The sequence below is a fragment of the Paenibacillus sp. FSL K6-1217 genome (assembly GCF_045040735.1).
Lineage (GTDB): Bacteria > Bacillota > Bacilli > Paenibacillales > Paenibacillaceae > Paenibacillus_AQ.
In genome coordinates this window covers 532,812-554,704 of record NZ_CP150271.1, presented here as the reverse complement: position 1 = coordinate 554,704, position 21,893 = coordinate 532,812, and the positions used below count along the sequence as shown (strand labels likewise).

The 21,893-nt window shown below is 54.3% G+C and carries 15 protein-coding genes; 3 read left to right on the top strand and 12 right to left on the bottom strand.

Translation table 11 applies throughout. The features are described 5' to 3' along the window. Positions 1-71 precede the first annotated feature (71 nt). Positions 72-2,048 (bottom strand): hypothetical protein, encoded by a 1,977-nt coding sequence (locus tag MHH28_RS02200; protein WP_405111176.1) that lies wholly within the window; start codon positions 2,046-2,048, stop codon positions 72-74. A 149-nt stretch (positions 2,049-2,197) separates the two neighbouring features. On the opposite strand from MHH28_RS02200, the gene MHH28_RS02195 reads away from it, so the two are divergent. After that, positions 2,198-3,040, top strand: coding sequence for a helix-turn-helix domain-containing protein (locus MHH28_RS02195; RefSeq protein WP_405111174.1), 843 nt, complete (start codon positions 2,198-2,200; stop codon positions 3,038-3,040). Positions 3,041-3,505: 465 nt separating this feature from the next. On the opposite strand, the gene uidA is transcribed toward MHH28_RS02195, so the two are convergent. Genes uidA through MHH28_RS02175 form a run of 4 tightly spaced genes read right to left on the bottom strand, consistent with a single transcriptional unit; the run spans position 3,506 to position 8,499 of the window. Next, positions 3,506-5,302, bottom strand: coding sequence for a beta-glucuronidase (gene uidA / locus MHH28_RS02190; RefSeq protein WP_405111171.1), 1,797 nt, complete (start codon positions 5,300-5,302; stop codon positions 3,506-3,508). A gap of 33 nt (positions 5,303-5,335) precedes the next feature. After that, positions 5,336-6,685 carry an ABC transporter substrate-binding protein gene (locus MHH28_RS02185; protein WP_405111168.1) on the bottom strand — a complete coding sequence of 450 codons (1,350 nt, stop codon included), beginning with the start codon at positions 6,683-6,685 and terminating at the stop codon, positions 5,336-5,338. Between the two features lie 27 nt (positions 6,686-6,712). Next, positions 6,713-7,543, bottom strand: a complete 831-nt coding sequence (locus MHH28_RS02180) for a carbohydrate ABC transporter permease (RefSeq protein WP_405111166.1) — start codon at positions 7,541-7,543, stop codon at positions 6,713-6,715. Positions 7,544-7,554: 11 nt separating this feature from the next. Beyond that, positions 7,555-8,499, bottom strand: coding sequence for a carbohydrate ABC transporter permease (locus MHH28_RS02175; RefSeq protein ID WP_405111163.1), 945 nt, complete (start codon positions 8,497-8,499; stop codon positions 7,555-7,557). A gap of 191 nt (positions 8,500-8,690) precedes the next feature. Between MHH28_RS02175 and MHH28_RS02170 the strand changes: the two genes are divergently transcribed. Continuing rightward, the gene (locus MHH28_RS02170; RefSeq protein WP_405111160.1) at positions 8,691-10,490 is read left to right on the top strand and encodes a sensor histidine kinase; all 1,800 of its coding nucleotides are present in this window, start codon (positions 8,691-8,693) and stop codon (positions 10,488-10,490) included. After that, positions 10,480-12,087 carry a helix-turn-helix domain-containing protein gene (locus tag MHH28_RS02165; RefSeq protein ID WP_405111157.1) on the top strand — a complete coding sequence of 536 codons (1,608 nt, stop codon included), beginning with the start codon at positions 10,480-10,482 and terminating at the stop codon, positions 12,085-12,087. Before MHH28_RS02170 ends, MHH28_RS02165 begins: the two co-directional genes overlap by 11 nt. A gap of 5 nt (positions 12,088-12,092) precedes the next feature. Here the strand turns inward: MHH28_RS02165 and MHH28_RS02160 are convergent, their stop codons facing one another. From MHH28_RS02160 to MHH28_RS02130, 7 genes are all read right to left on the bottom strand, one after another. Beyond that, positions 12,093-13,211 carry a GNAT family N-acetyltransferase gene (locus MHH28_RS02160; RefSeq protein WP_405111154.1) on the bottom strand — a complete coding sequence of 373 codons (1,119 nt, stop codon included), beginning with the start codon at positions 13,209-13,211 and terminating at the stop codon, positions 12,093-12,095. An 80-nt stretch (positions 13,212-13,291) separates the two neighbouring features. Continuing rightward, complete coding sequence (locus MHH28_RS02155) at positions 13,292-14,599, bottom strand: ABC transporter substrate-binding protein (protein ID WP_405111151.1); 1,308 nt, start codon at positions 14,597-14,599, stop codon at positions 13,292-13,294. A 101-nt stretch (positions 14,600-14,700) separates the two neighbouring features. After that, on the bottom strand, positions 14,701-15,531 hold the full coding sequence (locus tag MHH28_RS02150) for a carbohydrate ABC transporter permease (protein ID WP_405111148.1): 831 nt from the start codon (positions 15,529-15,531) through the stop codon (positions 14,701-14,703). A 16-nt stretch (positions 15,532-15,547) separates the two neighbouring features. After that, positions 15,548-16,459, bottom strand: a complete 912-nt coding sequence (locus tag MHH28_RS02145; protein ID WP_405111145.1) for a carbohydrate ABC transporter permease — start codon at positions 16,457-16,459, stop codon at positions 15,548-15,550. Positions 16,460-16,521: 62 nt separating this feature from the next. After that, positions 16,522-17,838: an ABC transporter substrate-binding protein gene (locus MHH28_RS02140; RefSeq protein WP_405111144.1), complete on the bottom strand. Its 1,317-nt coding sequence runs from the start codon at positions 17,836-17,838 to the stop codon at positions 16,522-16,524. Between the two features lie 200 nt (positions 17,839-18,038). Further along, entirely contained in the window at positions 18,039-19,625 is a 1,587-nt protein-coding gene (locus MHH28_RS02135; RefSeq protein ID WP_405111141.1) for a response regulator, read from the bottom strand. Between the two features lie 2 nt (positions 19,626-19,627). Further along, entirely contained in the window at positions 19,628-21,442 is a 1,815-nt protein-coding gene (locus MHH28_RS02130; protein ID WP_405111138.1) for a sensor histidine kinase, read from the bottom strand. Positions 21,443-21,893 lie beyond the last annotated feature (451 nt).

The window sequence follows — 21,893 nt, the reverse complement described above, 5'->3', positions numbered from 1 at the left end:
GAAAGAGGACAACCCCCCGCTTAACCGGGAACCGTTATCCTCTTCATGTAAGTCTTCCATCCGTACCGGCGCTACTCGCTGTCAGCTTCCCAGTAATCACCCACCAGCCCTTCAATAATGCTGCCGCTGGCCCAAGGCATCAGACAGAACCAGGTGCTGGCCGGTGAACCGTCACTGTAGGTCTCGGTGACCAGCCCCTCGGAATGGCAGAATCTCTCGGACATCCAGCCCGTCAGGCCGTGATCAAATTCCCGGTCATACCGGTTGTAGGTCTGGCAGCCCCAGCCGACGGTATCCAGCATCCGCTGCCGGACGTAAGGATCATCGCGCTGCTGCAAGTAGTAATACAGCTCATCGACCACACTGCTCGACATGGGATGGATATGCGGATTGGCGGTTGAGGTCACGCTTCCCCCGCAGCTGGACCAGCCTACTGTGCTCAGCGGCGGCACCTTAACCGGAGAATTATAGGCGAATTTGAAGGTGAATTCGTAAGCAAGGGCATCTCTCATATGATCAAGATACAGCTCATCGCCTGTCAGGGCGTGCAGATATCTGACCGCCCGGATGTACGCCAGAATCCCTTCCGAGTCTACCGCTTTATCCGCATCAAGCGGTGCGCCGTAACATTCCATCCGCTTCACATAGGTTTCATAATAATGCCGCTCACTGCGCTTCAGGCTGTCCAGATGCGACCGGTTTCCGGTTAGCCAGCTATAGTAAGCTATTGCCGCCATGATCCAGGTTCCGCTGAAGGAATCATATTCAAGCCCGGCACCGGTTCTCTCGGAGAGTATCGTAGGGTATTCATCGTCCGAATTCCGGCTTCTCTCCAGCACAGGAAGAATCTTCCGCACGAAGTCCACCCACTCCTCGTGGATGACATGCTTGATCCGTTTCTCATATTCATAGGCCTTCATAATATAGAATAAGGCCTGTCCGCACAGATAAGCGGAATGTCCCGGCGTGCGCATCCCGTCAAACCACCAGCCGTGAATGCTCCATTCCCCGTCCTGATAGGCCTCATAAGGGAGACTGGAAGCCGGGTTCAGAGAGTTCCCGATGATATTCTCGATGCAGGAGAGCGCCTGCCCGCGCATCGGCTCATCCCCCAGCCGCAGGGCAGCCATCAGCATCGGAGTGGCTACACTCAGACCGTTCGTCCAGCTGGTCGAGATGATTTTATTATACCGGTACCCGCCCGTCTCCTTGTCCTCATAGACAAAGGTTGTATAGCTCCGGTCCTCAGGCAGCCATGCATATTGATAGATTGCCTTCGATAGATCGGCTACAGCGGTCCGCCTATCACTGCCGGATCTTGGTGGCTGATGATAGCGGAAATAGATGTCTTCCAGCGCAGCATTGATGCCCAGCTCCGACCCGGCCTTGTAGTCATACACATCCAGCGTGAACAACACAGACTCTGAGGCCGCCAGCTCGAAGCAGTTCTCCTCCAGCGGTGCCCGCTCCTTGACGAGATGCGATTTGATGAACAGAAGCGGAGCATTCTCATACCCCAGCGTATACCCGACCGTCCCCTTGGCAAGCGAGCAGGTGAAGCCGCCATACTGCAAGAACTCCCCCTTTAGCCCAGGCTTCCACTGGAGCTTCTCTCCCTCCTTGTATATAAAATAAGGACTGGCGCATAATCCGTACACTTTGCCCGTGTCATATACAAGCGCTGCAGGGTGTGACAGCCGGTCGCTGCGCACCATCCACCAGGAAGAAGAAGGGCGCGCGGGCTGGCCCTCCCTTAATCTCGAGAATTCGTTCGGAACATTCTGCGGAGCTTCTCCCCGGTTGCGGCCATACATAAATGCGGGAAGAAAAAAGCGCGGATCAGCCTTGGCGAACGGCAACTCCACATGAATGACGCCTGACCAAGGCGTGCTGTTCAGATTCGTGATCTGTACATGAGCCTGAAAGGGATGCTGTGCACTGCCCGCCCCGCCTGTTATCTCTACGGATGCATGTAGTCCATTCCCGTTAAGTCCGGTATATTCAGAATCTTCCTGAGCCTTGCTTCTTGCCGTTATGATCAGTTCCACTATCCTGTCCTCCAGTCTGTTGTAATACGATAAAAGGGTTGCAAATCCTATTCCTGCATGCTAGGATAATGTCATTTTAAAGTATTTCCAGAGAAGAATCATTGCGGGTTCCGCTGTTATTATTGCGCGAAATGATCCGGAGGTTACCCATGAACGAGCCCTTTGAGCTTCACTATGACCCTATCCATAAAGATTACCTCTACCTGCACAGGACAACCACCTATAATATGGGAACCTTCTATCACCGCCATGAAGCGTATGAGCTGTATTTATTTCTGCGCGGCAACGTCAAGTTCTATGTTGAGAACAGCTGCTACCACCTGCAGCGCGGAGATCTGCTTGTACTGAATCCGGAAGAAATGCATCGTTCCTTCAGCCAGGATGAATCGGAATATGAACGGATTACGATCAATCTCCAAAAATCTTATCTGCACCGCCTGTCTACTCCAGCTACTCCTCTATCCTGGTGCTTCGATTACCGCCCGAAGGGGAAGGGCAACATCGTTCGTCTGGAGGAAGCCGAGCTTCAGCAGATTCTCCGGTTGACCGGCGATCTGGAGCAGGTCCTCTCATCGGATGCGTATGGGGCAGATATCCTCGCCAACAGCATGCTTGCTCAAATATTGGTGCTGACCAACACCATGTTTCATAGAACGAGCATCGTTCCTGCGGATATCATGCCGGAGCTGGTCCGCAGGACGATGGAGTATATTGATGCCCATCTGGGGCAGGCCATCACGCTTGAGCAGCTTAGCGGTATCTTTCATTTGAACAGCACCTATATCAGCCGCCAGTTCAAACAACACACAGGCCTGACGCTGCGTTCCTACATACTGGACCGCCGGATTTCGTTAGCCAAGGCTTACCTCCGCGACGGGCTTAGCCTTACCGAGGCCTGCTATCAATCCGGCTTCAGCGATTACGCCAATTTCATCCGCAGCTTCACCAAGGTAGCCGGAGTATCCCCGGGCAGATATGCTAAGCAGGAATAAAACAGAATGTAGAATGTTCGCGGGATGTGGAGCCGGAAGGCGCAGTGTCTGCGGAAGGCGGGACTGGATCATTAGGGGGTGGGGGGCTACAGCGTCTGACTCATGACGGCGGACTTATAGAAGTGGAAATTGTACATTTAATGTGACGGTAAAGGGCTACGTGAACTAATTAGTTGGAAAAATGTAGCTTGCTCAGCCCAACTTCTGCTAAATCCATCGTATTCCAGTAATTAAGTGTACTTTTTCCAGCTGCTTCCCTCTAACCCTTGATTACGGCAAAATTAAATGCCTTTTTTCCAACTCCGTCCGCCCTTCCCTCTTGCCACGAATCATTAAGGCCCCCCAGCCGAGCCGGGGGTTGTTTAAAAAAACAAGCCTCCCATAACGGGAGGCTTGAAGGATTGGAGACTTGCAAGTTTGAAAACTTGCAGGTTTGCAAACTTGCGCTGCAACCGAAAGTTCATTTCACTTCTTATATCCAAAATCCGGTATCGCCGTCCATCTGCGGCGCAGCTCGTGGGCTGCCGCCTTGGGCTTGCGGTCACGGGTGAAGATGCCCTTCTTGTTCCCCTGTACGCGGATGATGCCCTGGCTGGTGGCAAAATCTGCGAAATTCCATACCTGCTCACCCACAAACTCCGGAAATTCATCGAAGACTTCGTGATTCGCCCGATAGAACGCTACCTGGTATTCTTCTGTGAACATGATCGGCTCCACATCATGCAGTCCGGCTACGGTGTCGGTTCCGTATTCGGTCATCATCATCGGCTTGCCGGGGCAGCGCTTGGTCCAAGCGTCCAGCTCCTGCCACAGCTTGACCTTCGCCGACTCCAGATCTCCCCCGTCCACATACCAGCCGTAATACCGGTTGAAGGCCAGCACATCGATCAGCTCAGAGATCCGGTCGTTCGCCGGAGAAGCCTCAATATGCGTCACCAGCGTTACCGGACGGTGCTGCGGATCTTCCTCCCGCATCTGCTCAATCAGCGGCTTAAAATATTCATAAGCCCCATCCTCATAGGAGGCCGGTTCGTTGGCTACATTCCACATCACTACACAGGCATGGTTCTTATCCCGGTTAATCAGCTCCCGGATCACCTGCTGGTGATGCCCGAAGGTCTGGACCTCTGCCCAGGTATCCTTCTTCGCCCCCCCTGAGAACATCACCAGGAAATTAAGGTCCAGGCCTACTGCCGGAGTCTCATTGATCACGACGAAGCCTTCATGGTCGGCCAGACGCATCACTTCCTCGGCATAAGGATAATGCGCCGTACGGAAGGAATTGGCCCCGGACCATTTCATCAGATTGAAATCCATAATATTCGCGGCTTCATCCAGACCCCGCCCATGGAACGGAGTATCCTCATGTCTCCCGTAGCCCTTGAAGTAGAAGGGCTCGCCATTGATCAGGAACTGCCCGTCCTTCACTTGGACCGTCCGCACACCGAACGGCAGCTCATAGACATCAATCAATTGCCCGGATTGCATCAGCTCAATTCTTAGGGTATACAAGTAGGCGTTCAGCGGCTGCCATAGTCTGACAGAGGGAATATCCAGTGTACTGGACCGCTCCGTCCCAGAGCAGACCGTATTCCCCTCTTCATCCCGTACAGTAACCCGGATATCGGCTTCGCCTGTAATATCCACACTATACCGGACGACCCCCTGCTCTCCCGCATAGTCAGTTACGACAGTGACATCTTGGACGAAGGTCTGCGGGGTGGAGTAGATCCGCACCGGCCGCTGAAGTCCTGCAAAGTTGAAGAAATCAAAGTTCGGCTGATTCTTCACCTTCCTCTTCCCGTCCGGCCCCTCTGTCTCCGAGTATAGGCCTACAGGCAATGTAGTGTAATCCACCACATTATGAACGGCCACCGTCAGGCGGTTGCTTCCTGCTTGAATGTAGTCATTAATCACACCCTCGAAGGGCAGGAATCCGCCGGAATGCTCCATTACAAAGCTTCCATTCATATATACCTTCGCCTTATGAGTGGCCGAGCCGAAGCGCAGCACCAGGCGTTCATTCAGAATGCCCGCCGGGAGGGTTAGCTCCCGCTCATACCAGACCCAGCCGACATGATTACGAATCTCCGGGTTCACGCCAAGATCATTGTAGGCTGAAGGTACCGCCATAGGGATCGTATCTGTCAGCTTGGAAGCGTACCAGCTCTCGTCCCATCCCCGGCCTTGATCCAGCTTGAAATTCCATACCCCGCCCAGATCATACAGACTCCGGGTTTCCGTCATTATTGGATACAGCACACGCAGCACTCCTGTCTCTTCGGTATGATCTGTTTAGGCTTTGGAATCAATAATCTTCTGGATCTTGGTCTGCGCATGCTGAATGGTATCATCGATGCTTTGACCCGACAGCATCATCTTGTCGAACTCCTCCAGCAGCACCTTCTCCAGCTCAGCATGATAAGGCACTGCTGTAGCCGCAGTAGTCGGTATGGTCTTCTCCAGAACATAGAGCAGAGACGCTTTATCGATCATTTCCGGGGTCTTGCTGCCTGCAATGATCCGGTCCACCACTTCATTCAGGTTGGCTTTTTTCCAGGACGGGATATTCTTGCCTTGCAGTACAATGCCTTCGGTAGAGAACCAGCGGATGAAGGTGTACGCCTCGTCTTTATGCTTGGACTTGCTGTAGATGCTCAGGACATCTCCGCTCACGTTCGATGACATTGGATCTTCGGCCTTCATCTTCGGCAGCGGAGCGAACACGGTCTTGAAGCTGGCCGGAATCGTCTCGGTTCCCCCGGTCTCCGGGATCAGGAAGGAGCCCGTAACAAGCATACTGGTATCCTGGTTGAAATATTGCGGTCTGTAGTTCAGCTTCTGGCTGACCACCTCGGAGTACGGGGTTGCGGAGCCTTCCTGCTCTCCCTGCAGACGCATCTCCAGTGACTTGCGCATGAACGGATTATCAATATTCGCCGTCTTTCCGTCATCGGTAGTCAGGTTCGCATTTACCGCCTGGCCGAAGGTCTGCGCCACATAGCCATATTGAATCCAGCTGTGGAAATAGGTGCCGTACCGGGTTTTATCGCCAGTCTTCTTCGTCATGGCCTTGGCATATTCCATGTACTGATCCCAGGTCCAGTCTGTAGGCAGCTTCAGTCCGGCCTCCTTCAGATGATCCTCGTTGATAATCACCAAGCCCTGGGAGGACTTGCCGGGCAGCCCATAGACCTTGCCGTCAATACTGGTATCGGCGGTGTATTCATCCTTGAAATTAATGCCGTCCTTGGTCAGATACTCATCCAGCGGCTGGATCATGCCGAGCCCCGCCCGCTGGGACAGGAAGGTCATGTTGCTGAACATAATGATATCCAGATCATCGCCGCCGGCAACGGCCAGATCAAGCTTCTTATAATATTCATTGGAATTGTTGTCTTCCGCAGAGGCGAATTCCACCTTGATGTCCGGATGCTGCTTCTCGAATTCAGCGATGACGACATCCCAGTTGTCCATTTTTTTGGCATACCAGTTGCTCAGCTTGATCGTTACCGGCGCATTGCCGTCCTTCCCGCCACCGGCAGCCGCAGGCTCCTTCTCGGCATTGCCTGCCCCTCCGCAGCCGGATACCAGCAGGGATAACAGCGGTACAGCGATGAATAGATTGCGTTTTACTTTTGACATGATTTGGCCCCCTGTAATGTAATTAGTCTAGCCTTTGACACTGCCCATCGCAACTCCCTCAATAACCTGCTTCTGGCCGATCATGAAGATGATGAGCAGCGGCAGAATGGCTGATACTGCCCCTGCCATCATTAAGGAATAATACTCCCCGCTGAAATCAGCGAATTTCCGGATGCCCAGCTGCAGGGTGAACAATGAATCGGAACGAAGGAAGATCAGCGGATTCTGGTAATCATTCCAGGTCCAGATAAAACGGAGAATCATATAGGTAGCAAGGGCTGGCTGCACCAGTGGCATGGCAATCCGCATGAAGATCGTCCAGTGGCCCGCAGCATCAATCCGCGCCGATTCAATAATTTCATCATGGATTCCAAGGAAGAACTGTCTCAGCAGGAAGGTTCCCAGCACCCCGGAGGCGGCAAGCAGCACCAGCCCGATATGGCTGTCGAACAGTCCAAGCCAGCGGTACATAATGAACTGCGGCACCAGAATGGCCTGAGTCGGAATCATGAAGGTGGCCAGGACAATCAGGAAGAGCGTATCCCGCCCTTTGAACATGATTTTGGAGAAGCCATAGGCTGCCATTGCGGAAATAATCAGGGACAGCGCTGTGGACATCAGGGTAACCTTCGTCGTGTTCCAGTAGTAGAGTGTGAACGGTACGGCTCCGGCCCATACCTGCTTGTAGTTCTCCACCGCATTCCATTGTGACGGTATCCACTCTATCGGATATTTCATGACATCCAGCTCCGGCTTGAAGGAAGCGGAGAGCATCCACAAGAACGGCATGATGAACAGGATACCCGCAGCCGCCATGAAGAGTGTGACGATAACGCGGTTAAGCTTGAGTGATCGCATGTGTTGACCTCCTAGTAATTGACCCATTTCTTTTGTCCGACCCATTGAACCAAGGTCACCAGCAGGATGAGGATCAGCAGAATAATGCCCATCGCAGAAGCGTAACCCGACTCCAGATTCACGAAGGCTACCTCATACAGATAGTAGACAATAACCGAGGTTGAGCCTGCCGGACCGCCGCCGGTCAAGACCATAATCAGATCGAACACCTTGAAGGACCCGACCACCCCTGTGATGAGCAGGAAAAAGGATGTAGGCGACAGCATCGGCAGTGTAATGCTGAAGAATTGTCTGAGCGGTGAGGCACCGTCCACATCGGCAGCTTCATACAGATCGCGTGAAATGTTCTGGAGGCCTGCCAGATAAATGACCATATTGAAGCCCAGTGAAGTCCACACCATAATGATCATGACCGAGATCAGGGCATACTTGGGATCAGCCAGCCACATCGGCGGATGCTCGAACCCGATAGATCTGAGGAATCCGTTGATCGGACCATTGTTCGGGTGATAGAGCACTCTCCAGAGCAGGGCAATCGCCACGAAGCTGGAGATGAAGGGCATGAAATAGATCACTTTGAAAAAGGTTTTGAAATACGTTGCCTTGTTGATCAGCACCGCCAGCACCAGCGCCAGGAACATCGCTACCGGAACAACGCCGATCATGATCAGGTTGTTGTAGAGCGAGCGGTGAAAGGATTCGTCCTGCATAAGCCGTGAGTAATTGTCCAACCCGACGAATTGGAACCCGTCCAGCCCGGAGACAAAGTTCCAGTTCGAGAAGCTGATCACACCGGATAGGAGAATCGGAATAATTACCAGCGTTACGGTCAGAATGAGCATGGGGGCAATGAATAAATACCCTGCAATATTGTCGTAAAAGGATTGCTTGCGCATTTTGCCTGTTCCGGGGCTGCCGGACCGCTTCGCTGTCCCCTCTTCAGTAATAACGTCCACTGTATCCACCTCTTTTTATGTTTGTAGCTTCATTATAGAAGGACCGCTTTTATTGCACATGCAACGAATTTATCTGTGGCGAAAACTTTGTATAGCATTATTTTTTCTAAATTGAAAAATTTATTGGATGAGCCGAAGCGCAGAATCAAGTACCATAAGTCTGTGAAGGCCTACTACTGGAGGGGATATTAATGAAAGATAAGCACAGGCTCAGTCAGCTCTCCTTCCGGCAAAAGCTAATTCTTACCTCGATCGCCTGCCTGGTCATTCCGGCACTGGGGATGCTCTATATTACCAATGTCTATTCCAAGCTTATTATCCGGGAGCATTCCTTGGAGAAGTCCACGCAGTCCCTGAGAATTGTCCAGTCGCAGATTGATGTGATCTTCGAAGAGATGGTGTCGGTCTCGAACTTCGTTCACTTCGACCCGGAGATCAAAACCCTGCTGGAGGATGCCAAGACCAATCCTGTGGCCGCGCGAACTCTCACCAGCCGTCTGGAGCAGGTAGCCGGAGACACCACTGATCTGCGGATAACGCTGCTGGACAAGGAAGGACATGCCTATTCCGATTATTCTTTCTATGACTATGATCCGCGGGAATTCATCAAGCAGCCCTGGTTCCAGGAGCTGGAGCAGCTCCCGCCGTATGACACCTTATTCATGGGGGCGGAAGACCATTATCTGGCCTCGCTGAAGGCCGAGCAGCCTTATATTTTCATGACCGCGCGTGCTTTACGAGAAGAAACGACCGCTGCCCCTTACGCTTACCTGATTGTCAGCCGCAGCGAGGCTGCGATCCGTGAGCGGTTCGCTTCACTCGAAGAGGATGTGTATCTGCTGGATGATGAGGAGAACATTCTGTCGAACCGGAACCAGGAGCTGATCGGTACAAGCTTTGGCAGTCTGCTGCCTGTGGATGAGCTGGTGTTCCCTGACATCGTCAAGTTCAAGGAAGAGAACCAGCTCCTCCTCTCGCTGCCGCTGAAATATGCCAAATGGCGGTTGATCAGTGTCGCACCTTATGAGCAGCTGACGGAACGGTTGAACGGAATTAACCAGACGGGCCTGATTATTCAGACGATCTTCGCGGTCAGCTTCCTGTTCGCACTGACGGTGCTGCTGCGGAGATTCACCAAGCCCGTGCTTGTGCTTGGCAAGGTAGCCCGCAGAGTGGAGGACGGGGATCTCCTGGTGCGCTCAGGCATCCGGGGAGCCGATGAAATCGGCAGCCTGGGGCACTCCTTCGATAACATGCTGGACCGGGTGCAGCTGATGCTGCAGCAGGTGGAGACGGAGCAGGAGCTCAAGCGCCAGGCGGAGATTGCGATGCTGCAGGCCCAGATCAACCCGCATTTTCTGTTCAATGTGCTCAGCTCCATCCGGCTGAAGCTGCTGATGAAGCACGATGAGGAGAATGCGGCGGTGGTCGGCTCGCTCTCCTCTATGCTGCGGGCCAGCTTCTCCAGCCGGGATGAATTCGTCTCGATTGCCAGTGAGCTTGATTTCACCAAGCAGTATATGGAGTTAATGCGGTTTACCCTGAGATATCCAACAGACTATGTAGTGCATGCGGACAAAGACTTGCTGCTGGAGACAGTGCCGAGGTTCATCCTCCAGCCCATTATTGAGAATGCTTACAAGCACGGGTTCTTGCAGGGCGGAGGGCGGGTGGTTATCACCATCGGCCGGGTTGAGTCGAGGCTGACCATTCAGATCGAGGATAACGGAACAGGAATGGAGGAGCATACGCTGGCTGCCCTGCTCCAGCATATCAGGCAGAAGGATGCGGAGATCGGCGCCTTGGCGGCTGACGGGACGCCAGTGGCAGAGTCCGTTCACGGCATCGGATTAATTAACGTCTACCAGCGGCTCAAGCTAATCTACGGAGAGCGCTTCGAGATGAACATTGAGAGCATTCACGGGGAGCGGACCACCGTACAGTTAATCATGCCCGTTAAGCAGATGGGAGCAGATATTCATGACCTATAAAGTAGTATTAGCGGACGATCATTATCCGGTATTGGAATATTTAAGCGCTTCGATTCCCTGGGACACCCTTGGTCTTGAATTGTCGGCAGCGTGCTCGGACGGCCGAGCGGCCTGGGAAGCCTGCCAGCTGCATCAGCCCGATATTCTGCTGACCGATATCGGTATGCCTGCGATGAATGGCCTTGAGTTAATCCAGAAGGCGCGCGAGCTGAATCCCCAGCTCCAGACGATTATCCTGTCCTGCCACGGGGAATTCGAATATGCCCAGCAGGCTGTGAAGCTGAACGTGGCCGAATATATTTTGAAGGAGAATATGCAGATTGATCAGGTGATTGCTGTATTGACCGAGGCGGCGGCCCGGCTGGAGGTGAAATTGAAATCCCGCAACCACTATCTCCAGATGGAGAAGCTGGTCAGCCAGAACTACGCCGCCATCCGGACGAGGTTCATCCGCAGGTTCGTGGAGCAGCCGGTCTGGGATGAAGCCGAGTGGTTCGGACAAGCCGAAACGATGGGAATCCGCCTGCACCAAGGTACCCCGTATCTGCCTGTACTGGCTGTCCCGGAGCGCTCCTATGAGCTGGAACGGCGGTTCGGCGGCGTGGTGAACCTGCAGTTCGTGATGGATAATGTGCTGCAGGAATTCCTGGAGATCGAAGGCATTATCCAGTTCGCGCTGACAGAGCGGCAATTCATCCTCTTCGTTCCCTTGCCGCATCTGCTCATCCGCAATCTCTATGAGGAGTTCCGCGATCAATTCCGGCATGTCCAAAGAATGTCGAAGCTGCATCTGCGGATGGGGATTTCCTTCTTCTACGGGGAGGCCACTCCAAGTCTGATTGAGCTCAAGAAGCAGATCCAGGCGCTGCTGGATTCCCATGCCTTACGCTTCTATACAGCCGAGGGAGCGATTATGAAGCTTGCGCCTGTGCAGACCAGCGGCGAGGACCTGTTCGTCCATTACTCGGAGATCCTTCAGCAGCTAAGAGACTGCATCCAGCAGGAGGACAGCTCGCAGATTGCGGCCAAGGTCAGGGAGCTCAAGCAGTATATCGGGGACCAGCAATATCCGGTGGAGAGCGTGAAGAGCTGGCTGCTCAAAATGGTAATGGAGCTGGAATTGAAATATGTAGTCATGCAGAACTTCGTCAATAACTTCAACAGTGAGCGGCTCCAGCGCTCGATTCAGGAGTTCGAAACGCTGGATCAGCTCATGGAATGGCTGGAGGAATTCCTGAAGGATAAAATACTCATGCTCGGCTCCATGTGGAAGCAGAATGTCCGCAAAGAAGTAGCCGAGGCCAAACGGTATGTGATGAATCATACAGGCGAGAAGGTCGGAATGGAGGAGATGGCGAAGCGACTGGGCCTGAACCCGACCCATTTCAGCCGGTTATTCCGCCTGGAGACCGGGCTGACCTTCATTGAGTACGTGACCCGGGTGAAAATGGAACAGGCCCGCGATCTCCTGAATCAGACGAACCTGACCATTGTGGAGATCGCAGAGCAGCTGGGCTATGACAACGTCAGCTATTTCATCAAGCTATTCCGCAACTTCTCCGGCATGACTCCGGCGGAATTCCGCAAGTCGATCTAGGGGACTCAGTACTTATCAATCTTGTACCAGAACAGCGGCAGCGGGAACCAGCCTGCGGGCGCAGGCACGGCCATATACCGGCTGTGCTGTGTAAGCAGAAGCGCTTGTGCCTGCTGCCTGTTAAGGACAACTGCATCCGGCATGGCTGACCGCTCGATGCTCACGCCCTCTTCGTCCACGCGCGCCGTAACCGGCTGTCCGTCCATCACTGCTGAGAACTCCCCCGGGACAATGCCTGTGGTCTTGAACTTCAGTGTAAGGTACGCCTTCAGGACGTTGGCGAAGTCCAGAATATGATACATATCCGAGTTCTCGATTACGAAGTCTTCCGCAATGCCGCCAAGAGCCTTATTCAGCGGGATGTCATATTCCGGCGCGTGCAACGTTATCTGCCCTGCGCTGCTGTAAGCCATGTAGGCCTTGATCGTCCGCAGAATACCGTCCGCGGTCTCCAGCGCGATTTCAGCGATATCATTGTCCGCTTCGTTGACAACCAGATACCCGATCAGCTTGCCCTGATCCAGCACGCCTAGGGCCTTCTGATGAAGAGAGCTGAATATAAGCGGCAATTGCTCCGGCTTACGTTCCACATAAGCCAGCCGCGAGTTGTTCATGCTGTGCGCAAATTCTGCTCCGCCTTCCATCTCGAATAACGGGCTGAAGGTGATTCCGGCCGCGTCCACCTGCCTTAAGCCATGACGCACATTGGCCTCTGCCACGGTATAGGTGAGCTTCACGCCGCCAAGCGTGAAGCCGAAATACTCATATCTCTGGCGCTGGCCGTATAATACAACCATATCGCATGTGACGCGCAGCTCTTCCAGCCACAGATTCATGAGCGCTTTCATATGGCCTTCGCCGCGTGCCCGCGGATGAACCGAGACGGTGCCCAGATAACCGGCCCGCAGCGTATGGTCCCCTATCCTGAGCATCTCCGGGAATACGGCTACCTGTGCGCGCAGCCGGCCCTGCTCGTCTACAGCCACCTTGTGCAGCGCTGAGGTATCTATACTTTTGTCATAAGCCTTGGGCATCAGGGTCTCAAAATCCAGGCGGAATGCATAGTTGGCCAAATCTATGTATGCCTCGCGCTCATGCGGAGCTGCTGTTCTGTAGTTAACCATTGTTGTCCTACCCTTCCAGTCTGTATATTCAACTGCTTCCCTGACTATATTCTAGGGGCATCCCTCATCTCCTGCTCAGGTCACTCTGATTGCTGCCGCTTGGCCGCAGCCTCATCAATCGCCTGCTGGATAGCGGCCAGAGCCTTCTCCAGGGGCTGTCCGGCCAGATATTGATTGACCCCCTCCAGAATCTTCACCTGAAGCGATTCGGTGGATACCGTGTGCGGCCAATAGAGCGTGGCGTCCTCCCTTGTCACCGCAGCAGCAATGGACGACACCGAATCACTCCGGTCTGTCGGCGCGGAGATGACGGATGGCACGGCCAGAGCGCCTGCGGCCAGCTTCTCCTGCGTGGCTCTGCCGTTCATGAACGCCACGAACTGCTTGGCCTCCTCGGGATGCTCCGTCCGCGAGCTGATCACCCGGTACGTGCCGACATTGATGTTCGGCACCGTCCGCACACTGCCCGGTACAATCATGAAGCGGATATCCTGCGCCGGATTGCGCTCCTTAATGCTGGGAATGTCCCAGGTGCCGGTAATAATCATGGCCGCTCTTCCTGTGCCGACCAGATCCTTGGCCTGCTCATGCTTGAGACTCTTCCAGTTCGGCGGCACGAACCCGCGGTCAATAATCTCCCGGTGCTTCCGGACAGCATCCACGAATACCGGATCATCGATGGTGATCTCCCCGCTCTCCAGCTTCTTGGTCCAGGCGGCGTCCGCCCCGTTATCGGACATGATCGACCCCCAGAAGAACTGGGCGGTTGACCATTCCGCATCCATCGCCACCGGAATAAGCCCCTCCTGCTTCAGCTTCACACAGAGCGCCAGGAACTCGTCCCAGGTACGCGGAACCTCAAGCCCCAGAGCATCGAACAAGGTTTTGTTATAGAGCAGCCCGTCACTGTGCATCACCTCGGGTGCGCCGTACACCCGGCCGCCGACCGTTACCGGCAGCAGAGAGTTAGGGTAGAATTCCTTGAGGAAATCCGCCCCGGTCAGGTCCAGATACATATCGCTGCGCAGGGCGCGGAATTCCTCGAACAGGCTGGGCGACCAGGTATCGAACACATCCACCCTCTCGCCGCCCAGCAGCCTGATCTTGATTCCCGCCGTATAGTTATTATTCTGAATGAAATCGGCATCAACTTGGATATGGGGATGAAGCTTCTCGAATTCGGCAATCGCATCGAAATACACTTTGCCTGCCTGCGCTGTATCCAGCAAGTAGCTGGAATACCGCAGGGTGACCGGTTCGCGGACGCCTGCCGCTCCGCCTCCGCCCGCCAGGAGGGAAGCATCGGTACGGCTCTGCGCATCACAACCGGCAATCGTCAGCAGCAGCACAGCCGCGCCGATCCCGATTCCGGGTCTCCACTTCTTCATGGCGCTTCCCCTCCCTTAGGCTTATTCTCCATTCACTTCTGTTACGCTCTGGCCCGATCCTTATATTCTGACCGATACCGCAGAGCTTCGTCAACGGACAATCAGAGCTTGCCCCCCGAGGTCGCAATCCCCTCGATGAATTGTCTCTGGAACAGGATGTAGATCAGCAGCATCGGCCAAATCGCCAGCACGGAAGCCGCCATCAGCTCCGGATAGTCCACGGCAAAGGCGCTTTGAATCTTCGCCAGTGCTGAGGAGAGGGTCGCCGCGTCCGAACTGGTGTTGACGATCATCGGCCACATCAGGTCCTTGAAGGAGAACAGAGCCGTGAATATTCCCAGCGCCACGAGGCCGGAGCGGACCAGCGGGAGCATGATTCTGGCGAACGTCTGCCCGATGTTACAGCCGTCAATTGTAGCTGCCTCCTCCAGTTCCTTGGGCAGTCCCATGAAGAATTGTCTTAACAAGAAGGTGCCGAAGGCGCTGACCAGCCCCGGGAACAGCAGGGCAAATATGGTATTGCGCATCCCCAGCGCATCTACCATGAGATACTGCGGAATGATGAATATCTGCGTTGGCACCATCATTTGAAACAATACAAGACTGAAGAAGAAATTCCGCCCCGGGAATCTCAGCCTGGCAAATGCATACGCGGCCATTGCGCTGAACAGTACGGCACACAGCACCCGCAGCGCCATCATCGCAAAGGTGTTCCAGTATAGGATCAGGAAATTATTCTGACGCCATACCTCCAGATAATTCTCCACCCGCCAGGTCTTGGGGATAAAGATAAACGGATTCATCGAGGTGGACTCCGTCACTGACTTGAACGAGGTCAGCACCATCCAGACGAACGGCAGAATCATGGCGGCTGCTCCGAGGAGCAGCACCAGGTGAGCGATCATACGGTTAAAGCGTTTACGGCTGGCCATCGTGCCGCCTCCTCTGCTACATGTAGTTGACCCATTTTTTTTGCGCCCGCATCTGGAAGAAGGTAATGATCATTATCAGCGCAAGCAGTACCATGACAATGGCTGAGCCGTAGCCCTTATTCGAGTATTTGAACGAGTTATTATAGAAGAGATACACAAGCGATACTGTATGGTCATAGGCCGGATTGCTCACATCGATCATCATATAGATGACATCGAAGACCTGCATCGCCTGAATGACCGTGGTTACCACCACAAAAAAAAGGGTGGGCGATACAAGCGGCAGGGTGATCGTGAAGAATTGGCGCACCCGGCTGGCCCCGTCGATATCCGAGGCTTCGTAGAAGTCCTTCGGGATCTCCTGAAGACCGGCAAGCAGCAGCACCATATTATAGCCGATGACACTCCAGATTCCGATCACTGCGATGGAAAAAAGGGCTACCCGGGGGTCCGTCGTCCAGTTGACGGCCGGAAGGCCCAGCTTCGCCAGCCCGTAATTAATGAGGCCGTAGTGCTGGTTGTACATCCAGCGCCACACCATGGTGACTGCCGCAGGAGCGGCGACCATCGGAATGAAATAGATGGTACGGTACAGCGAGCGGCCTGCGAGCTTGCCGTTCAGCAGGACGGCCACCAGCATCGCGATGGCTATGCTGGCAGGAACGACCAGCAAGGCATAGAGCAGGGTATTGCCGACAGCGTGCCACACCTGGGGGTCCTGAATCAGCTTGCGGTAGTTCTCCCATCCGATGTAGATATTGCCTCTGCCGAAATCTCCGCTCTTGAAGAAGCTGAGGTAAGCGGTCTGTATAATCGGAATGAAGTTGAGGACGATAAGGCCGATCATCGTTGGCGCGATAAGGAACCAGCCCCAGGACCATTCATTCCAGGTTTTGGCTCCAATTGTTCTCTTGACGGGTTGATTCATCTGCTTCCCTCTCCTGTCAAAACTGCGGCAGCACGAGGCTGCCGCAGGCATATGGCTCATGCTTATTTCTCTTCCGCCAGACTCTCATTCATCACCTTGGCTGCATTACGGGCCGCTTCCTCCACGGACACTTTACCGGAGAAGGCCGGCTTAAGCGCTTCATACGCCTTGTCTTCCCAGACTGCCGTCGTATTGGAATACGGGCGGATTACGCCATAGCTGACCATGTCAACGAATGCCTTGATATGGAAGGTCTTGTTGGAATCTACCCACTTGTCGGCCGCGCCTTTGTACGCCGAAATGGCAACGCCCAGCTCTGCCTGGCGCTCCTGGCCTGTCTTGGAGCTTAAGTATTCCACGAACTTCCACGCTTCCTCCGGATGCTTCGTCTTGGCGTCAATCGCATTGCCCAGACCGTTATAGATGGAGGCCTGTGCAGCCTTCTTGGGCAGGACGGCCACATCGAAATTCTTCGCCATGAACTCGTTCTCGGTGAAGCCGCTCAGGTTCCAGGAGCCGAAGAGGCCCATCGCCGCCTTGCCGTTCTTCAGCAGATCGGCCCGCTCGGCATCTCCGTACACCTCAGGGGACAGTCCGTCACGTACAAAGCTCACATAGAAATCAAGCGCTTCGATCGTCTTGGGGTCATCATAGCCTGACTTCTTGTCCGCTGTAATAATGGTGCCTCCGTTCTGATAGACGAAGTTGTAATATCCCTCCTGGTTGTGCATCGGTGCAAGGAAGCCGTATACCCCATCCTTGGTGAGCGCTTTCGCAGCACTGTGCAGGTCATCCCAGGTCCAGCTCTCATCCGGGTATTTCACGCCCGCCTGGTCAAACAGCGTCTTGTTGTACCACAACCCGATCGTGTCAAAATCCTTCGAAACCGCATATTGCTTGCCCTGCAGATTATAGATCTCGTTCAGGCCCTCCGGGTAATTCTCCAGCTTAACGTCTTCGCTCTTGCTTATCCGGTCCGTCAGATCAAGCAGCATACCGTTGTTCGCATAGCGGTAGATCTCATTGGAATGCATCCAGAATACATCCGGCAGTGAGCCGCCGGTGGCTCCCGCCTCCAGCATCGTCCAATAATCGGACCAGCCGGTCACCTCAATATTGACCTTGATGTCCGGGTTCTTGCTCTCGAATTCATCGGCAATGGTCCGCAGCCCCTTCTCCTGATTGGAATCCCAGATGGCGTAGGTCAGCTGGGTCTTCTCCCCGCCTGCTGCCTGGGTGGCCGCTGCCGTATCCGTTGCGCCTGCCGATGGTGAGGCCGATGTATTGCTGTTGCCGTTGCCATTGCTATTGCCGCAAGCCGTCAAGGTGACCGCCGCGAGCAAGATAGACAACACGGTTGCTAAGCTTTTTTTCTTCACTAGAATTACCCCCAACTTCCATTTAGGATGTGCAGCATCTGTTGCATCTCCCATATTAGGCGAACAGTGACGGCATCGAAATGGCTGTTTTTTACGGAACATTTCCCTTTTTTGACCATTCGGCAGGCAGACGCAACAAGCGCATCCAGAGCGGATGCACTTCTTTTACTGCGTCTGTTCTTTTTTTGACAATTGCCCTTCTAGCCCCGGTACTCCTCAGGACTCATTCCGCTCAGCTTCTTAAACAGCTTGCTGAAGTATGCGGTATTCGGGTAGCCTACGCGTTCTGCCACCTCATATACTTTGACGTTCTTGTCCCTCAGCATATGCCTCGCCTTCTCCATGCGCAGCCGGGTCAGGAAGCTGACGAAATTCTCGCCCGTCTCCTGCTTGAATACCCGGCTGAGATAGGAGGCGTTCACGTTGATCCGGTCTGCCACCGATTGCAGCGAGATATCCTCCGCATACAGCTGCATAAGGAGCTCACTCGCCTGCTCCGCATAGCTCCGGGAAGATTTGCCTTCCGACATCTGGGCCCTGCACTGCTCCAGATAACCGGCGACAGTCCGGTGCAGGCCCTCCAGGCTCTCTTCATGGAGAATGCGCTCGTATACCGTAAGCCCGGCTTCATTCGGCTCGGGCAGCGCCGGAAAGCAGGACAGAATGGCCCCAAGCAGCCGGATATAGACCGAACGCGCCGCCTGCTTCGTGCAGCCCTCCCGCAGCAGGGTATCCTTCAGGCTGTTCAGGAAGGCCATCGCCCCTTCGCTTCCGCTCTCTGTATCCTGCCTGAATTGTCGCATGGCCGGCCTGTCGATGAACACCCGCTCGCCGCTTCTCTGCCGGCTCCTGGCTTTATCGTAGAAGGCAAGGCCGCTCCCGCTCTCGAAGAACAGCGCATCAAGCGCCATATCTGCCTCCTGATACCCGCGCTTCAGCCCGTCATAGCCGGACGCGGGGCCGCTGACGCCAATCGACAGGGTTAGCTTCAGGAAATCCTTCATCGCCGCCTGAATCTTGGCGGCCGCGCGTTCCATCTCCGCGCGGACAATCCGCCCCTCCGGTCCCAGGTCCAGCAGCAGCACATATTCCGCAGAGTTCATCACAATGATCTCCTTCGCCCGCTTGCGCGGGAGGATCTCTTCGAGAATATTGAAGACTGAATAGCGCAGCAGCTTCTCGTCCTGCTCCACATACTTGCGCCGCAGCTGTTCGAAATGATTAATCCGCAGCTTCATGAGCACCATCGGCCCGTCCGGCAGGCGGATATGCAGCGCCTCCCGGCGGGCCAGCACCTCCCCGGCTCCCTTGAAGCCGCTGATCAGCTCCTTGAAGAGTGTCTCCTTCAAATATCCGATGCTCTCCTTGTAAGAGCCCGGCGGCATTTCTCCGGAGCCTGCGCGGGGGATACGGGCCGCCCGCTTTCTTACAATGTCCAGCACCCGCAGCAGCTGAGACGGCTTCATATCGCTTTTAATCAGATAGTCTGTTGCTCCCAGCCTGAGCGCTTCCTGCGCATATTGGAATTCCTCCAGACAGCTGAGGATCACGAATTGCCCCTCCATGTTCATCTCCCGGGCCTCGCGGATCAGCTCCAGGCCATCCATTACCGGCATCTTGATATCTGTAATAATCAGGTCAGGCTTGTGCGTTCCGGCCAGTTCCAGCGCCTCCCGCCCGTTCGCCGCTTCACCGAGAATGGTAAAGCCCTCATCCTCCCACTGAATGATCGACTTCAGACCGATGCGCATCAGCAGCTCATCATCCACGATAATTACACCCAGCATATTCAACCTGCCCCCTTCCTGTCCCGAACGGGAATTCTGATCACGAACACTGCACCCTGACCCGGGCTGCTCTCGAACGATACACCGTATGGCTCGCCATACAACCGGCGTACACGCTGATGCACATTAATAATGCCGATGCCGCCGCTGTCCCCGGCGCCGCCCAGCCTGCTGCGCAGCTTCTCTGCTGCCTCCCCGCTCATGCCTGCACCGTTGTCTCTGACGCTGATCGTCAGCTCGGCAGAACCGGCGCGCCGGACCTCAATGGACAGCAGACCGTCCTCCTGGTCGGCAATCCCGTGGAAGATCGCATTCTCGACCAGCGGCTGAATGCTGAGCTTCGGAATTTCCTGCTCCGCAAGTGTCTCCTCCACCTCAGAATGGAATTCGATCCGGTTGAAATAACGCACCTTCTGAATGACGATATAATGCCCGATATGTTCCAGCTCCTCGCGGATCGGCACCAGCCTGCTATCCGTCTTGGCGGTATAGCGCAGCATAGAGATCAGCGCTTCGGTCATCTCTACGATTTTGTCCGACTGCTGCATGGTGGCGATCCACTTAACCGAATTCAACGTATTGTAGAGAAAATGGGGGCTGATCTGCGCCTGCAACGCCCGGATCTCGGCCTCGACCTTCTGCTCCTGCTCCACGTAGATCCGCTCCACCAGCTGCTTGAGTTCAGCCGACATCTGCTCGAACCTGCTGGCCATTACCCCAATCTCGTCATTGGACCGGACTACAGGCAGGTTGTCGAATTTGCCCTGCTCCACCAGCGTCATGTTGCGGATCAGCTGCTTAATGGGCCGGGTAATCAGGTTCGACATATACACGGAGCTGATCAGGGCGAACCCAACCAGCACCACAACGACCGTCCACAGGTTCCGCTTCAAGATGTCGCTCTCGACCGCCAGCTCTCCAACCGGCATATACATATACGTCTTCCAGTCATGCACCTCGAACGGCGCTTGGATCAGGATATAGTCCTGGCCCGATACACGGACAATCTGCCGGTCAAGGCCGGAAGCAAGCACCCCTTCACGGACCGGAAACTGCGACCTAAACGGCTGGCCGATCAGGCTGTAATTATTATTGAAAATAATCCGGTCCTGGTCATCCGCAACCGTGAATGCGGAGCGGTTCCCGGCCTGCATCCGTTTGTTCAGCCGGTCGATGAAATCAATATCCACGCTCACAACCATGACACCGAGCAGCTTGCCGTTCTCCATATCGAATATTTTGCGCAGATTATAAATGGCCCAGTTGTCGTCTCTCTTGGTCTGCAGATCCAGCCTGGTCGGCAAATCGCGCGTAATATCGTCTGAGCGCAGGAAATCGTTGAACCACGCCTCATTCCGGGGATGGTAGGTGTAATCAATGGGCTTGTTCGGAGCGATATACAGGTCGCTGCCTTTATTCAAATTGTATACGTATATGGAGATGGCGCGGTCCTTCATGGTGATGTAATTCATCAGCAGCTGCGTAGCCTGCAGCTCGTTCGTGACGGAGCTGTCATGCAAATAGTTCTGGACCGGATAATTCTCCTGGGAGACGGCGGAGATATAGCTGTTGATCCCGTAGCTGGAGATGAGGGAGATCTGCTTCGTATCCTCAAGGAACTCTTCAATACGGATGTTCGACTGCCTCGTAATATCGGCCAGCAGATCCGTGTATTTGCGCTCCAGCATCTGCTGGGAGGAGATATAGGAATTAATGAACATGATAATGACCGGAATCAGGATAGCCAGCAGGAAAAAGAACATCATTTTGTTCTTCACGCTCACAAAGCGGCGGGTCTGGGCCAAGTTATGCTTCAAAGGATAACCTCCGGTGGCAGAGATGATGGAACACCTGATAGAATACTTCTAATGATAGACTCCCGGCGGCTTTCTTACTACCCTGACCGGCATGTCTTTTTTTTACTCTTTTTTCTCTCTTTTTTACCTGTGTCGGCCATAGGGCTGCCCGGCCGGCGGCTTCCGGCAGCTTCTGCCGAAGCTTCCCGGGTTCCTGATTCAGGGCGGCTGCACAGACACGTAAAGAAAGGAACAAAAACAGTAAAAATGCTTGATTTTATAGTAAGGGTCATTATCTTAACATTCTCGGTGAAGCGAAACAGCGATGACAGGGAGGTTGCGGTGCCTATGCGAAGATAACAGAGATATGCGAATAGAGCATTGTTCCAAGTGCGGGGGACCATTCACGGCATAACGTGCAGACGATCATCACCGGAAGGACATAAGGACATTAAGCTAAGGCATTCCCAAA

Excerpts from the sequence above, each read along its gene's own strand:
- MHH28_RS02155 (WP_405111151.1), bottom strand. The coding sequence starts at position 14,599 with ATGAAGAAGTGGAGACCCGGAATCGGGATCGGCGCGGCTGTGCTGCTG.
- MHH28_RS02195 (WP_405111174.1), top strand. The coding sequence starts at position 2,198 with ATGAACGAGCCCTTTGAGCTTCACTATGACCCTATCCATAAAGATTAC.
- MHH28_RS02150 (WP_405111148.1), bottom strand. The coding sequence starts at position 15,531 with ATGGCCAGCCGTAAACGCTTTAACCGTATGATCGCTCACCTGGTGCTG.
- MHH28_RS02170 (WP_405111160.1), top strand. The coding sequence starts at position 8,691 with ATGAAAGATAAGCACAGGCTCAGTCAGCTCTCCTTCCGGCAAAAGCTA.
- MHH28_RS02185 (WP_405111168.1), bottom strand. The coding sequence starts at position 6,685 with ATGTCAAAAGTAAAACGCAATCTATTCATCGCTGTACCGCTGTTATCC.
- MHH28_RS02160 (WP_405111154.1), bottom strand. The coding sequence starts at position 13,211 with ATGGTTAACTACAGAACAGCAGCTCCGCATGAGCGCGAGGCATACATA.
- MHH28_RS02180 (WP_405111166.1), bottom strand. The coding sequence starts at position 7,543 with ATGCGATCACTCAAGCTTAACCGCGTTATCGTCACACTCTTCATGGCG.
- MHH28_RS02135 (WP_405111141.1), bottom strand. The coding sequence starts at position 19,625 with ATGCTGGGTGTAATTATCGTGGATGATGAGCTGCTGATGCGCATCGGT.
- MHH28_RS02145 (WP_405111145.1), bottom strand. The coding sequence starts at position 16,459 with ATGAATCAACCCGTCAAGAGAACAATTGGAGCCAAAACCTGGAATGAA.
- MHH28_RS02165 (WP_405111157.1), top strand. The coding sequence starts at position 10,480 with ATGACCTATAAAGTAGTATTAGCGGACGATCATTATCCGGTATTGGAA.